Origin of the sequence: Nonomuraea sp. NPDC059023 (assembly GCF_042740095.1) — a bacterium.
In the GTDB taxonomy this organism is placed as follows: domain Bacteria; phylum Actinomycetota; class Actinomycetes; order Streptosporangiales; family Streptosporangiaceae; genus Nonomuraea.
Genome location: NZ_JBHYIO010000008.1, coordinates 86,469 through 101,378 on the forward strand (window position 1 = coordinate 86,469; position 14,910 = coordinate 101,378).

At 74.6% G+C, this 14,910-nt stretch carries 5 protein-coding genes; all 5 read right to left on the reverse strand.

Annotation, left to right across the window (positions count from 1 at the left end; genetic code table 11):
* Positions 1 to 8: 8 nt before the first annotated feature.
* Genes ACFWYW_RS16060 through ACFWYW_RS16080 form a run of 5 tightly spaced genes read right to left on the reverse strand, consistent with a single transcriptional unit; the run spans position 9 to position 14,836 of the window.
* Positions 9 to 5,393: an SDR family NAD(P)-dependent oxidoreductase gene (locus tag ACFWYW_RS16060; protein WP_379610452.1), complete on the reverse strand. Its 5,385-nt coding sequence runs from the start codon at positions 5,391 to 5,393 to the stop codon at positions 9 to 11.
* Entirely contained in the window at positions 5,393 to 8,827 is a 3,435-nt protein-coding gene (locus ACFWYW_RS16065; protein WP_379610451.1) for an amino acid adenylation domain-containing protein, read from the reverse strand. Before ACFWYW_RS16065 ends, ACFWYW_RS16060 begins: the two co-directional genes overlap by 1 nt.
* The gene (locus ACFWYW_RS16070; RefSeq protein ID WP_379610450.1) at positions 8,824 to 11,811 is read right to left on the reverse strand and encodes a thioesterase domain-containing protein; all 2,988 of its coding nucleotides are present in this window, start codon (positions 11,809 to 11,811) and stop codon (positions 8,824 to 8,826) included. The genes ACFWYW_RS16065 and ACFWYW_RS16070 overlap by 4 nt, the downstream gene beginning before the upstream one ends.
* On the reverse strand, positions 11,808 to 13,478 hold the full coding sequence (locus ACFWYW_RS16075; protein WP_379610449.1) for a beta-ketoacyl synthase N-terminal-like domain-containing protein: 1,671 nt from the start codon (positions 13,476 to 13,478) through the stop codon (positions 11,808 to 11,810). Before ACFWYW_RS16075 ends, ACFWYW_RS16070 begins: the two co-directional genes overlap by 4 nt.
* Positions 13,478 to 14,836 carry a DUF6002 family protein gene (locus ACFWYW_RS16080; RefSeq protein WP_379610448.1) on the reverse strand — a complete coding sequence of 453 codons (1,359 nt, stop codon included), beginning with the start codon at positions 14,834 to 14,836 and terminating at the stop codon, positions 13,478 to 13,480. Before ACFWYW_RS16080 ends, ACFWYW_RS16075 begins: the two co-directional genes overlap by 1 nt.
* Positions 14,837 to 14,910: the final 74 nt, after the last annotated feature.

Here is a 14,910-nt window from a genome sequence, read left to right on the forward strand (position 1 = left end):
GATGAGTCCTAGGACATGCGCCGGGCGACGCGGGGGATCGGCGCCGACGCGGACGGGGTGGCGGCGGGGGCCGCGCCGTCCTGGGCGGCCCTGAGCGATTCGATCTTGGCCGCCATCTGCGCGACGGTCGGCGCCTCGAACAGCGCCCGCATCGGCAGCCGCACCCCGACCGTTGTTCTGACCTGCGCGATGAGCTGGACCGCGACGAGCGAGTTGCCGCCCAGGTCGATGAAGTCGTCGTCGGCGGCGATGTCCTTCACCCCGAGCACACCGCTCCAGATCCCGGCCAGCGTCGTCTGCAGCTCGCCCTCGGGCGCCAGGAAGTCGCCGTCGCGGACCACCCGCACGGCCTCGGCCGCCTGCTCCGGCGCGGGCTCGCCGGCGGAGAAACGCCGCTCGCCCTCGATGATCTCGGCGATCGCCATCGAGCTGATCACCATCTGCGCGCCCGCGTCGGCGGCCAGCGCGCGGCGGAACGCCTCGACGCCGTCCACCGGCCGGATGCCGTCGCTCGGCTCCCCGCTCGCCCCGGCGTAGCTCCAGCCGGTCGGCGCGGCCTCGGGCACGTCGCCCAGCGCGGTCACCGTGCCCGGCTCGACCTGGCGTACCTCGAAGTCCTCGATCTCCACCAGGACCTTGCCTGACTCGTCGATGAGCGTGAAGTTCAGCGCCACCATCCGGCTGTCCTCGCGGAAGTCGCCCATGCGCAGATGGCTGTAGAAGCGGGCGGGCAGCCGGTCGTGGACACGCACGGTCCCGTACGCCAGCGGCATGTAAGAAAGCCCCGTCTGGCGGCCGTCGCCGGTGCCGTAGGAGGTGGCGATGTCGAGCAGCACCGGGTGCAGCCCCCACCGGTCCAGGTCGGCGGCCACCGCGTCGATCGCCTCGACCAGGCCGATCTGCTCGCGCTCGCCGAACCAGACCTGCTCGGGGTGGTGCCAGCTCGGCCCGAAGTTGAGCACGCTGTCGTGGACGCCGACGATCTCCTCGGCGCCGGCCTTGCGCAGCCCGCCCAGCAGCGCGTCCAGGTCCACCCGCGCGGGCGGCCGCTCCTCGACCCAGACGGCGCCGCCCCGGGCGTGCATGCCCTCGTGGGTACGCAGCTCCAGCTCGCCGCCGTCCGCTGTCGTGACCACCTCCACGACCACCTCGCCGGTGGTGCCGGGCCGTACGGCCAGCGGCTTGACGAAGGCCAGGTCGCGCAGTTCGATGATGTGGCCGGGACCGGGGCTGGGCACGACCGCCTCGAACGCGGCCCGCACGCACTCCAGCTGCCCCGTCCCCGGCATGATCGGGACCTCGCCCATCCGGTGCTCGTCCAGCATCGCGTGGGTCTCGGCCGAGACCGGGCCGCGTACCTCGTGGCCGATCCGGCTGCGCAGGATGCCGTGCTCGACGGGCACCGCGGCGGTGACGCCGGCGTTCCTGCCGACGGCGGCCGGGGCGTCGGTGTCGGCGGCCATGCCCACCTCCAGCCAGACGCCCCAGTTGAGTGAGAGGATGCGCGGGCCGTTCCGGCGGGAGCGGGCGAAGGCGTCCTCGAAGGCGTTGCCCGCCGTGTAGTCCACCTGGCCGAAGCCGCCGGCGATGCCGGTCACCGAGGAGCACAGGGCGACGAAGTCCAGGTCGAGGTCGCCGAAGGCGTTCCAGAGGGCGAGCGTGCCGTAGATCTTGGGAGCGAGGACGGCCTGCGCCTCCTCACGTTCCTTCAGCTCGACCATGCCGCCGCCGGGCAGGCCGGCCGCGTGCACGATGCCGTCCAGGCCGCCGAGTTCGGCCACCGCCTCCTCGCGGATCCGGCGCAGCCGTACCGGGTCGGTCACGTCGGCGGCGACGACCTTCACCGAGCCGCCCGCGGCCTCGACCCGCCGGATCGCGGCCGCGGCCCGCGCGGTGCGGGGGTCGCCCTCGCGCAGTCCCGAACGGCTCAGCAGCACGATCCGCGCGCCCAGCCGGGTGCCGAGCTCCTCGGCCATGGTGATGCCGATGCCGCCGGTGCCACCGGTGATCAGGTAGCGTCCGCCGGGCTTGAGCACGTCGCCCGGCACGTCGGCGGGCAGCGGCGCCGGACGGAAGCCGCGCTGCCAGCGCCGCCCGTTGCGCAGGGCCAGCGTGCCCTGCCCGGCGGGCCGGCGCAGCTCGGCCAGCAGCGCCTTCACCGGCGTGCCCGCCGGGTCCAGGTCCAGGTGGCCGACGGTCAGGCCGTCGATCTCGACCGGCGCGACCTGGGCGATCCCGGCCACGGTGGCGTGCTCGGGACGGGTCAGGTCGTGGCCCAGCACGTCCTGGGTGCCGTCGGTGACCACGTCGATCCGCACGCCGGCGGCCACCTGCGCGGCGGCCAGCGCCTGCGTCAGCCAGAGCAGGCTGTAGAGACCGTTCTCCTGCGCGGCGGCCGTCGCGTCCGGGTCTGTCCCGGCCGGGTGACCGGTCAGCGGCCAGGCGTGCACGATCCTCGCCGGTACGCCGCCGTCGTTCACCAGCGCCTCGACCAGCGCGTCATAGCCCGCCCGATCGCCGGGCACGAGCGCGTACCCGTCCGCGAGCCGCGCGAAGCCGGGCCCGGGACGCACGGTGACGACCTCCGTGCCCCCCTCCCGCAACGCCGCGACCAGTTCCTCGCCCCGGCCGTCGCCGGCGAAGACCAGGCACCGGGCGAACCGCTCACCGGCCGCGACCGTCGGCACCTCGTTCCAGGCGGGCACCTCGAACCAGTCGTCCAGACCCCGCGGCCCCGACGGCAGCACCGGGGCGGCGACCGCCTCCGGCGCGGAAGGGCTGAGGAAGTGATACTCCCGCTCGTACGGATACCCGGGCAGCGGCGCCCGCCGTCCCGGCACCGGGATGTCCACCGCGACCCCCGCGGTCCACAACCGCCCGGCCGAGGTCAGCAGCGTCTCGGCCGCGCCCGCCCGCTCGGTCGCCGCGGGCAGGCTGGCCAGCGGCGCCAGGCCGTCCTTCGGCGTCTGCATCCGGGCCAGGCCGGCCAGCTGCTTGCCCGGCCCGCACTCCAGCAGCACCCACCGGCCCTCGGCCAGCAGCGTCGCCACGCAGTCGGCGAACCGCACCGGCCGCCGCAGGTGCCCGGCCCAGTACGCCGGGTCCACGGCCTCCTCCGGGGTGATCCAGTCGCCGGTCACGTTCGACAGGAACGGCAGCCGCGGCGCCTGCCTCGGCACCGCGGCGACCACCTCGGTGAACTCGGCCAGGATCGGGTCCATCATCGGTGAGTGGAAGGCGTGCGAGGTGCGCAGCGCGGTGGTCTTGACGTCCTCGTCCTTCAGCCGGGCCGCGAACGCGTCCACCGCCGCCGCGGGCCCCGCCACCACGCAGACGCCGGGGCCGTTCACGGTGGCGATGCCCACACCCTCGGGCAGCCGCGCCGCCACCCACTCCTCGTCCCGCTGTACGGCCAGCATCGACCCGGCCGGCATCGACTGCATCAACCGGCCACGGGCGCACACCAGGCGTACCGCGTCGGGCAGGGTGAAGACGCCGGCGAGCGTGGCCGCCACGTACTCGCCGATCGAGTGGCCGATCATGGCCGCCGGTTCGACGCCCCAGTGCCGCCAGAGCTTGGCCAGGCCGTACTCGATCATGAAGAGGGCGGGCTGGGTGCGGCGGGTCTCGCGCAGCAGCGCGTCGGACTCCGGGCCGCGGCCGAACATCGCCGCCCGCAGGTCCTCGCCCAGCTCGGCCGCGGCGATCTCGGCGCACTCGTCGATCGCCGCGGCGAAGACCGGCTCCGTCTCGTACAGGTCCGCGCCCATGCCCGCGTACTGGGCGCCCTGGCCGGAGAACAGCAGCGCGACGCCGGGCGCCGGGTCGCCTGCGGTGCCGGTGAGAAAGCGGCGGCGTTCGCGCAGCGCGCTCACCGCGTCGGTCAGGTCGGCGGCGACCACGGCGGCGCGGTGTTTGTAGACCGAGCGGCCCACGTCGAGCGTGTGGGCGACGTCGTCCAGGACCAGGTCCGCGGTCTTCTCCAGGTGGGCGGCGAGCTGGTCGCGGGCGGTGCTCAGGGCGCCGGCCGTACGGGCGGACAGGCGCAGCAGGCGGGGACGGCCCGCGGGGGCGGGACGCGGCTCGGGTGCGGGCGCCTCCTGGAGCACCACGTGCGCGTTCGTGCCGCCGATGCCGAACGAGCTGACCGCCGCCCGCCTCGGCTCGCCGTCCGCCAGCCACTTGGTGGGCGCGGTGACCACGTAGAACGGGCCGGCGTCGAAGTCGATGGCCGGGTTCGGCTCGTCGAAGTTGATGCTCGGCGGGATCATCCCGTGCTCCAGCGTGAGCACCGCCTTGATCAGGCCGATCACGCCGGAGGCCTGGCTGAGGTGGCCGATGTTGGACTTCACCGAGCCGATGCCGCACCAGCCGGTGTCCTGGGCGTCGCGGCCGTAGACGCTGGTCAGCGCGGCCACCTCGATCGGGTCGCCGAGCGCGGTGCCGGTGCCGTGCGCCTCGACGTAGCCGACGGTGCGCGGGTCCACGTTCGCGACGCCGAGCGCCTCCTGGATGACCGCGGCCTGGCCCTCGACGCTCGGCGCCGAGAAGCCCGCCTTGCCGGCGCCGTCGTTGTTGATCGCGTTGCCCAGGATCAGGCCCCTGATGTGGTCGCCGTCGGCCTGCGCGTCGCTGAGCCGCTTGAGCATGATCACGCCGGTGCCGCTGCCCCAGATGGTGCCGTCGGCCTTGGCGTCGAACGGGCGTACGTGGCCGTCGGAGGAGGTGAAGCCGTCCATGGACGGGTAGCCGAGCCCCCACGGGAACTCCAGGCACACGCCGCCGGCCAGCGCCATGTCGCACTCGGCGCTGCGCAGCGCCTCGCAGGCCAGGTGGACGGCCACCAGCGACGACGAGCAGGCCGTCGAGACCGTCATGCTCGGGCCGCGCAGGTCCAGGCGGTAGGAGACGGTGGTGGCGATGTAGTCGATGTTGTTGCTGACCGCCACGCCGACGCCGATGGCGCCGAGCGACTGGGCGGCGTGGGTGCGGATGTTCAGCCACTGGTAGACGCTCGGGCCGGTGCCGGTGTAGACGCCGATGTCGCCGTCGAAGCGGGTGGCGTCGTAACCGGCGTTGAGCAGCGTCGCGTGCGCCTGCTCCAGGAAGACGCGAAGCTGCGGGTCGGCGATCTCGGCCTCGCGCGGGTTCATGCCGAACAGGCCCGCGTCGAAGTACTCCATGTCGCTGATGATCTGGGCGGCGGGCACGAAGGCCGGGTGCTCGACCATCTCGCGGTTGGCGCCCAGCGCGAGCTGCTCCTCCAGCGTGGTCGTGGTCAGCGAGTCGTGGCCGGCGACGAGGTTGCGCCAGAACTCCTCGATGCTGGCCGCGCCCGGCACCCGGGCGCTCATGCCGATGATGGCGATGGGCTCGGCGGCGAACTCCGTCACTAGATCCTCCTGCGCTTCTCCTGCCGGCTCCGGCGGGCCTGGGCGCGCCGGTCGGCTCTGTTCAGTTCTGGCGTGCCGGACTCCCCGTCGAGGAAGGCCGCGAGTCCACGGACTGTCGTGTGCTTGAAGAGGTCGACGATGGTCAGCTCCCGGCCGAGCAGCGCCGCGAGGCGGGCCCTGACCCTGACCATGGCCAGCGAGTTGCCGCCGGCGTCGAAGAAGTTCGCGGTGGCGCCGACCTCGTCCTCGCGGTCGAGCACCTCTCGCCAGACCCGGGCGACCAGCCGCTCGGTCACCGTGACCGGCCGCGACGAGCCGGCCATGGGCGCCGCCCGCGCCGGGCTCTCGCCCGGCGCCTTGCCGGGCAGCTCACGCGCACCCTCGGCCAGTGCGGCGGCGCCGGGCAGTTCGTGGGCGCCGATCGGGGCGTGCGGGTCGGCCGCCGCCGCCGCGAGCAGCGCGCCGTAGGCCGACAGCAGCCGCTCCACGCGCGCGGCCGTGTACAGGTCGGCGTTGTAGACGCAGTCGATCGCGTACGCGCCGTCGCGCTCGACCGCGTAGATCGTCAGGTCGAACGGCGAGCCGGCCACCCCGGGCACCGCCCGCTCCGAGCGCACCCCGGTCAGCGGCAGCCTGGGCTCGGGGAAGTTGTAGACGTTGAACAGCACCTGCACCAGCGGTGCCCGGCCCGGGTCGCGGGGCACGGCGACCGCGTCCACGATCCGGTCCAGCGCCACCGCGTGGTGACCGAGGGCGGACAGGAACTCGCCGGCGGCGGCGCGTACCCGGTCGGCGAAGCTGTCGCCGGCGCCCGCGCGCAGCCGGAGCGGCACCACCTCCAGGAAGAAGCCGACCAGGTCGTGGAACGCCTCGTGCCTGCGGTCGGCCGACGGCGTGCCGACCAGGACGTCGTCGCGGCCGGTGACCCGGCGCACCACCTCGGCGAAGGCGGCCAGCATGGCGGTGGGCGGGGTCGTGCCGAGCTCGACGGCCAGCGTCCTGAGCGCGCCGGCGGTGTGCGCGCCCAGCGTGAGGCTCGCCCGGCCGCCCGCGTAGGTCTGCACCGGCGGCCGGGGGTGGTCGCGGGGCAGGTCCAGCACGACGGGGGCGCCGTCGAGGTGGGTCTTCCACCAGTTCAGGTGGTCCTGGCCGTGCTCGCGTTCCTGGCGGTCGCGCCAGGCCACGTAGTCGGCGAACCGCGCGGGCGGGGCGGACAGGTCCTCGCCCGCATAGGCCCGGCCGAGATCCTCCAGGAACGGGCGCTGCGACCAGCCGTCGAAGACCGCGTGGTGGAAGGTGAGCGCCAGCACGTGCTCCCGCTCCCCGAGCCGCAGCAGCCTGGCCCGCCACAACGGCCCCGCCGCCAGCTCGAAACGATGCCCGGACTCCTGCGCCAGCACCGCCTCCAGCCGCTCCTCGGCAACGTCCTCCACCACCAGCCGCACCGCCGCCGGCGGGTCCACCTCCACGTACGGCACGCCCGCCGCGTCCGGCACCCGCCAGCGCAGGACCTCGTGCCGGGCGATCACCGTGGCCAGCGCGTCGCCCAGCGCGGCCACGTCCAGCGGCCCGTGCAGGCGTTCGGCCAGGGCGAGGTTGTAGGCGGTGGCGCCGGGGGCGAGCTTGTCCACGAACCACAGGCGGCGCTGCGCCGGTGACAGCGCGGGCGGGCTGCCGGTGGGGAGCCGCTCCGCCCGTGGACCCGCGGCGGCGGCGCGGGCCGCGAAGCCGCCCAGGGTCCGCCCGGCGAACACGTCCTCCACGGCGACGGCCAGCTCCAGCGTGCTGCCCACGGCCGCGACCAGGCGCATCGCGGCCACGGAGTCGCCGCCCATGGCGAAGAAGTCGTCCTCCATCGCGGCATCCCGGTAATGCAGCACCTGGGTCCACAGGTCGGCCAGCGCGCGTTCCAGCGGGGTGACGGGCACAGCCGCAGCGACCCCGCCGCCGTCCGGCGTCCGGCCGTTCCCGGCCGAGCCGCCGTCCGGTGTCCGGTCATTCTCGGCCAGGGCGCGCAGGGCCAGGCCGTTCACCTTGCCCGAGGGGGTCAGGGGGAGGGCGGCGAGCCGTACGAGCTGGGCGGGGACCATCGCGGCCGGCAGGCGTTCGGCGCAGTGGGCGAGGAGGTCGGCGGAGTCCGCGTCCGGGCTGCAGAAGGCGACCAGCCGCGGACCCGAGGGTCCGTCCACGGCCTCGACCACCGCGTGCTCGACCGACGGGTGGGCCCGCAGGACGGTCTCGACCTCGCCGATCTCCACCCGCTGCCCGCGGATCTTGACCTGGCGGTCGCTGCGGCCCAGGAAGTGCAGGCCCTCCTCGTCGCGCCTGGCCAGGTCGCCGGTGCGGTAGAGGCGGGCGCCGTGCCCGGACGGGTCGGGCACGAAGCGGTCGGCGGTCAGCGCGGGACGGCCCAGGTAGCCCCTGGCCACGCCGGTACCGCCGAGCAGCAGTTCCCCGGTGCCGCCATCGGGGACCGCGCCGACGGTCTCGTCGAAGACCGCCGCCGTGTAGCCGGGCAGCGGGGCGCCGATCGGAAGGGAGCGCTCCCAGCGGCCGCGCGCCTCGAAGGAGGTGGCCCAGACGGTCGCCTCGGTGGGGCCGTAGCAGTTGAGGAAGCGCTTGCCGGTCGAGGTCCAGCGCTCGACCTGCTCGGGCCCGGGGGCCTCGCCGCCGGTGATGACGGTACGCCACTCCGGCAGCCCGGCCGGTTCCAGCAGGGTCAGCAGCACCACCGGGATCCAGCCCCAGTCCACCCGGTGCTCGGCCACGAACCGTTGCAGCCGGGCAGGGTCGGCCCGGTCGGCGTCCCCGGCGAGCTGCAACGCGCCGCCGGTGGCCAGCGTGACGAAGATGTCCAGCACGGACAGGTCGAACGTGAGCGCGGCGAACCCCAGCGCCCTGGTGTCCGGCCCCGCCCCGGTGTGCCGGGCGAAGCCGTCGGCGAACGCCGCCACGCTGTGCTGCTCGACCACGACGCCCTTGGGCCGCCCGGTCGAGCCCGAGGTGTACAGGACGTAGGCGGCGTTGCCCGGCCCGGCGCCCGACGGCGGGCACGGACCGTCGTCACCGTCATCGGCGCGCACCCGCCGCACGCCGGTGAACCCGGCCGCGGTGTCGTCGTCGACGATCACGGTGGTGATGCCCGCGTCGGCGAGGATCTCCCCGCGCCGGACGGGCGGGCCGTCAGGGTCGAGCGGCACGTACGCGCCACCGGCCCGCAGCACGCCCAGGATCGCGACGATCATCGACGGCCGGCGCCGCAGGCAGACGCCCACCAGCGTCTCGGGGCCGACGCCGAGGGCGCGCAGCCGGACCGCCAGCCGCTCGGCACGGACGGCGAGCTCGCCATAGGTGAGCACGTCCGCCCACTGCCGGACGGCCACCGCGCCGGGCCGCCGCGCGGCACGGGAGAGGATGAGATCAGCCAGGCTCACGCGAGACCTCCGGGAGTCGCGGGATCGACCAGGTGCAGGCGCAGTTCGTTGAAGTAGCCGCGGCCCCGCGCGTCGGGCAGCCACGCCTGCCCGGGACCGGGCAGCAGCTCGGTGATCGTGACCTTCACGCCGTCGCCCGCGCGCGCCTTGGCCGAGCGCAGCATCATGCAGAGCATCGAGGCGTAGAACGGGCTGGTCAGATCGACATAGGTGGGTTTGATCTCGCTGCTCAGCTTGACGAAGACCTGCTCAGGCAGGCCTAGGGCCAGGCGCCAGCGGCGTACGGCGAGGTAGCGCTCGCGCTCGCCGGTCACCTCGGTCAGGCCGCTCTCCCCGGCCGTGGTCCGCCAGGTCTCCCGGGCGACGACGAGGCGGCCGATGGAGATCCGCGGCGTGTGCCCGCCCGCGGCGGCCAGCTTGAAGCCGTCGACCGCGTGGATCGCCAGAAGCTCGGAGAACACCTCGGCGAGCGGCCAGCGCTGCCCGTCCGGCGCGACGGCGACCAGGTCGCCGCCGAGGTCGCGGACCTGGATCGAGGTCGCGGGCAGGATCGTGGCCGGGTCGGCGCCGGGCGCGGCGGTCCAGCCGAGCCGGCGCACGCCGGGACCCGCCAGCGCGCGCGAGACCCTGCCGGTGTGCAGCGGCCAGGTGTCCGGGTAGAGCGGCGCGAGGCGGGCCGGGCCGATGTCGGCGTCGAGGGCCTCGGCGAGCGCGCCGGGGTCCGGGTGGGCGCCGGTGAACACCCAGGTGTCGAACGTCGGCCAGGCCGCGTGCATCTCGCCGAGCACGACGGTGTAGTCGCCCCGGTTGACCGCGTCCGCGTCGGGCGCGCAGATCTGCAGGTCGGGGGCGTGCAACCGGCCCGCCCACCAGCCGGGGCGCGCCGCCGGGAAGGTACGCGCCACCGCCCCGGCCAGCTCGGCGGCGGTCAGCCGTACCTGGGAGGTGTCTTCGGGAAGGTCGTCCAGGCCGAACACCGCGCGCCAGCGGGCGGCGAAGCCGGCCGCCACCTCGTCCACCGGCCGCCGCGCCGAGCCGAACAGAGCGCCCTGGGCCAGGTACCACACGTCGGCCAGCAGGACCTCCCCCTCGGTGTCGGCCCGCAGCTCGTCGTAGAGCTCGCGCAGCGCGGCGCCGTAGACCCTGACCAGTTCGACGGTCAGCCAGCGGGCGGCCTGGAGCATCAGCGCCATCGGCTCGGCGAGGTCGTCGAGGAGCTGACCGCCGAAGACCACGCGCAGGTCGCGGGTGGTGTCCTCGTAGAGCAGGCCGCGACCGGCGTAGGTCTGCCCGGGGCGGCGCACGCTCTCGCCGACGACCGAGGTGAACCGGTCGTTCAGCGCGAGCAGGGCGGTCAGGAGCTCTTCTGGGTCGCCCGCCGCGTCGGCCACCCGGTCACGGGCGGCGCGCAGGTCCTTGAAGACGGCCAGCGCGCCGGGGTGGCCGGCGCGGGTCAGCAGCTTGTGCACGTGCCGCTCGGCCTCCTCGGTGACCGGCACGTTGCCCGTCCAGTCGATCAGCTCGCGCTCGGCCAGCATGTCGAGGGTCAGGTAGACGTCGTCGGGGGACCTGAAGCCGGCCGTGCCGATCAGCTCGCCGGCGATCTCCACGGCGGGCCGCCCGTCGCAGCGGCTCAGGACCGCCTCCTCGGCCGCGGAGATCGGCACGGGCGGGAAGGCCGGGCGCAGCAGTTTGCGTCCGGCCAGGGTCAGGTGCGGCTGGAGGACCGGCGGGTAGCCGCGGCGTACGGCGGGGTCCTCGGCGAGCTTGGCGGCCAGCGCCCTCAGCGCCCAGTCCTCGAAGCGGACGCGGCGGCCGGCCAGCAGGCCGGGGCCGGGCTCGGCGGTGACCGCGGGGCCGTCCGCGCGGATCGCGGCCCAGGTGACCGGGCCGAAGAAGCCGACGCTGTCGTTCTTGGCGGTGTAGCGCTGCCAGTACTTGAGGATGATCTGCTCGCGTTCGCGGCGCTTGTTGTTGCGCTTCTGGCCGGGCCCGCCCTTGACCAGGCCGTCGAGCGCGGCGAGGGCGGTGCGGTTCTGCCAGATGACGGCCTCGCGGAACAACGGGTCCGCGGCCAGCTCGCAGGCGTCCTCGCTGCCGGCGGCGAGCGCGGCGGCCAGCGTCTTGGCGAAGGTCTCCCCGTCGAGTTCCCCGGCGAGGAAGGCGTCGGCGGCCCGCGCGCACTCGGGGGCGGAGAAGCGCGCCAGTCCGTCCGCGGGGAAGCCGGTGCTGCGCAGCACCGCGTCCTTCCACACCGACCAGCCCGTCCCGCCCAGCGGGAGCAGGTGGCGCGGCTGCCTGCCGAGGTCGTGGCAGATCGCGTCCAGGATCTGCGGGGCGCGCTCGTGCACGAAGAAGTGGCCGCCGGGCTCGATCCGCAACTCGAAGCCGGCCGTGCTCTCGCGGCGCCAGCCGTCCACGAGCCCGGGGTCGATGGACGGGTCGTCCCGGCCGGCGAAGGCCGTGATCGGCACCTCCAGCGGGGCCTCGCGCTCGTAGACGTAGGAGTCCAGCCAGGCGAAGTCGGCGCGGAAGACCGGCAGCAGCAGCTCGCGCATCTCGGGGTCGTCGAGGATCTGCCTCGGCATCCCGCCGAGCTCCGTCAGCCGCGTGAACAGCGCCTCGTCGTCCGCCCTGGCCAGCACCGACAGCGGTTCGACCGTGTCGGGCGCGCGGCACGCGCTCACGTACAGCGCCAGTGGCGGCTCCTCGCCGCGCCTGCGCAGCTCCCGTACGACCTCGAAGCCCAGCCGCCCGCCCATGGAATGCCCGAAGATCGCGTACGGCCGGCCGCCCGCCTGCCCGGCGATGTCGTCGGCGAGCTGGGCCACGTCCACGTCCGGCGGCTCCAGGAACCGTGCCTCCCGTCCGGGCAGCGCCACGGGGCGCACGTCCAGCCGGTGCCCGGCGATCGCCGGCCAGGCGCGGAAGGCGCTCGGCGCGCCGCCGGCGTAGGGGATGCAGAAGAGGATGGGGGTGGTCATCGCGGGATCTCCGACCAGTACGTACGTCGCTCGAACGGGTAACCGGGCAGCGGGACCCGGCGGGCGCCGGGATACTCGGGCGGAGTAACGACCTCGCCGCGCAGCCACCGCTCGGCCGGCTCGTACGGGGCGTCGCCCGTCCGGGGAGCCGGGACCACGGTGCCCGGCGCGGCGGTGGCCAGGGCGGCGACGGCGCCGGGGAGGTCTTCAGCCAGGACGGCCGTGCGGTGGGTGAAGAAGCGGCGTCCGTTCCACAGGGTGTGGGCGACGTCGTCGAGGCGAAGTTCGGGATGGGCGGCGAGGTGGGCGGCGAGGGCGGCCGCGAGCCGGGAGAGCGCCTCGGGGGTGCGGGCCGAGAGGGGGAGCGCGTGCCGGCCGGTGACCGGGGGGCGCTCGGGTGGTTCGGGGGGCTGTTCGACGATCACGTGGGCGTTGGTGCCGCCGAGTCCGAACGAGCTGACTCCGGCCCGCCGTACGGGATCCTCCCAGGTCACGGTCTGCTGGGGGATCACGAACGGCACATCCCCCAGATCCGGATTTTTCGTCTTGAAGTGGAGATTGGCTGGAATCAGCCCGGTCTGTACGGCCAGCACCGCTTTGATCAGCCCCACCGCCCCGGCGGCGGCGTCAAGGTTGCCCAGGTTGGTCTTGACCGACCCCAGCACCAGCGGCCCCCGGAACACCCGCGCCAGCGCCGCCACCTCGATCGCGTCGCCCACCGGCGTACCGCTGCCGTGAGCCTCCACGAACCCGATGTCGCCCGGCTTCAGCTCCGCCCCCGCCAGCGCCTCGGCCACCACGGCCGCCTGGCCCTCCAGCCCGGGAGCGGCGAACCCGGCACGGGCCGCGCCGTCGTTGGCGACCGCCCAGCCGCGCAGCACGCCGTACACGTGGTTGCGGTCGGTGAGCGCGTCCTCCATGCGCTTGAGCGCGAGCACCGCGACCCCGCTGCCGTAGGCGGCGCCCTGGGCGGCGGCGTCGAACGCGCGGCAGCGGCCGTCCGGGGCGACCATCCCGCCCTCGACGTGCTTGAAGCGCGGCTCGATGACGCTCACCCCGCCCGCCAGCGCCAGGTCGCAGCGGTAGTCGAGCAGGCTCTGCGCCGCCTGGCAGACCGCGACGAGCGAACTGGAGCAGGCGGTCTGCACGGCCACCGCCGGGCCGGTGAGACCCAGCCGGTAGGCGGCCTGCGCGGGCAGGTAGTCGGCCGCCCAGCCGGGGGCCAGCCGTTCCTCCCAGTCGTCGGGCTGGCCTCCCGCCAGGAGCCGGTACAGGAAGTACCGGTTGACCGAGGAGCCGGCGAAGACGCCGACGACGCCGTCGTAGGAGCCGGGTGCGTGGCCGGCGTCCTCCATGCACGCCCACGCCTGCTCGACGAAGAGCCGCTGCTGCGGGTCCATGCGCACGGCCTCGTCCGCCGGCACGCCGAAGAAGGCGGCGTCGAAGCCGTCCACGCCGTCCACCCGGCCGCCGGACGGCACGTGCGCGGGGTCGGCGATCAGCCGTTCCGGCAGGCCGAGCGCGCGCAGCTCCGCCTCGGTGTAGTCGTGCACGGAGTCCACGCCGTCGAGGAGGTTGCGCCAGAGCTCCGCCACCCCGGCCGCACCGGGGAAGCGGCCGGCCACGCCGACGATGGCGATCTCGTCGCCGGTGTACGAGCCGTCCATCAGCCGAGGACCGCCCGAGCCACGTCCTCGGCGCCGTCCACCATGATCTGGGCGGAGCGGGGCAGCACCTCGTAGTCGGCGGTGGAGTAGCTGCCCGAGCCGTGCACCACCACGTCGCGCGGCGCCTCGACCAGGCCGCGGTCGATCGCGTTCAGCACCCCGGTCAGTGCCATGACCAGCGACCATTCGCGCAGCGTCCGGAAGTCGGCGGGCAGCTCGCGACCGGTGCCGGCGAGCATCTCGCGCAGCCGCGGGTAACGCTCGACGCACTCGGCCAGCGAGACCACGATGCCGTCGCCGCCGTGCCTGGCGATCAGCTCGTTCATGGCCGGCGAGGTGGCCGGGCGGTGGGTGTAGAAGGTCGGGTCGAGCACCTCCGCCGGGTCGTAGGTGACCTGCGGGAAGCGGGGGTCGGCGCTCTGCACGTAGCGCCCGTCCACCGCCTCGTAGACGGGCGCGTTGTCCCGCTCGAAGCCGCCGTGGCGCAGGTTGAGCACCATGTCCGGGGTGCCGAGGTGCTGCACCAGCAGGCTCGCCGGGCGGGCCGCCGGGTCGGCCAGGCCCGCGAGCTCCAGGACCTCCCGGCCGCGGTGGTAGCCGAGCAGGCCGAAGGCGCTGGAGACCGCGTGCGCGTGCAGGCGCGGCCCAGCGTCGGGGGCGGCGCGCTGCTCGAAGAACGCGCGGGCGGTGTCGGCCACCAGGTAGTTGCCCAGCTCCAGCGAGAACCACAGGTTGCCGCCCGCGGCGCGGAACTCGCCCGCGTACTTGTCCGCGAACCGGCGGCCGATGGCCTTGACGTCCTCCGGGTGCTCGCCGCCGTAGACCAGCATCGGGTTGAGCGCGGCCAGGGCCGGATCGGACGACAGGCGCGAGGCGCGCAGCTTGGCCTGGCACGATTCGGGCGCCAGGATGACCACGCGCAGCTCGGCGGGGTCGGCCAGGCCGTGGTCGATCGCGCGCAGCACCGCGTCGCGCAGGGCGGTGCCCTTGTTGGCCGAGGTCGGGGAGAAGATCGTGATCGGCTCGCCGTAGCGGCGGATGTACTCCACCGCGCGGGCCACGATGAGCAGCGAGGCGAACGTCTTCGTGGTGCCGGTGCCCGGGTTGCCGGCCAGGTCCAGGAGGCTGAGGTCGTGCCCGCCGTAGTCGCCGAGCGGCCGCCACGCCGCCGTCGCCACGTCGAGGAAGCCGCGTACGTCGTCGTCGAGCTCCGGCAGCAGGAAGCCGGGGGAGAAGCCGGCCGGCTCCCTGACCGGCTCCGGGTCGGCGACGCAGGCCGCGATCGAGCGGGGCAACTGGTCGTAGAAGTCGGTCAGCAGGTTGGCGGTCGTCTCGACGGTGCTTAAGGAGTTCGGCATGGCGTCAGCGCCCTCTTCCTGGCGATGGTCCTGGTGAGACCGTGGTGGTGCGGCGGTTCCGGGTTCGGGACCGC

Excerpts from the sequence above, each read along its gene's own strand:
- ACFWYW_RS16070 (WP_379610450.1), bottom strand. The coding sequence starts at position 11,811 with ATGACCACCCCCATCCTCTTCTGCATCCCCTACGCCGGCGGCGCGCCG.
- ACFWYW_RS16075 (WP_379610449.1), bottom strand. The coding sequence starts at position 13,478 with ATGGACGGCTCGTACACCGGCGACGAGATCGCCATCGTCGGCGTGGCC.
- ACFWYW_RS16080 (WP_379610448.1), bottom strand. The coding sequence starts at position 14,836 with ATGCCGAACTCCTTAAGCACCGTCGAGACGACCGCCAACCTGCTGACC.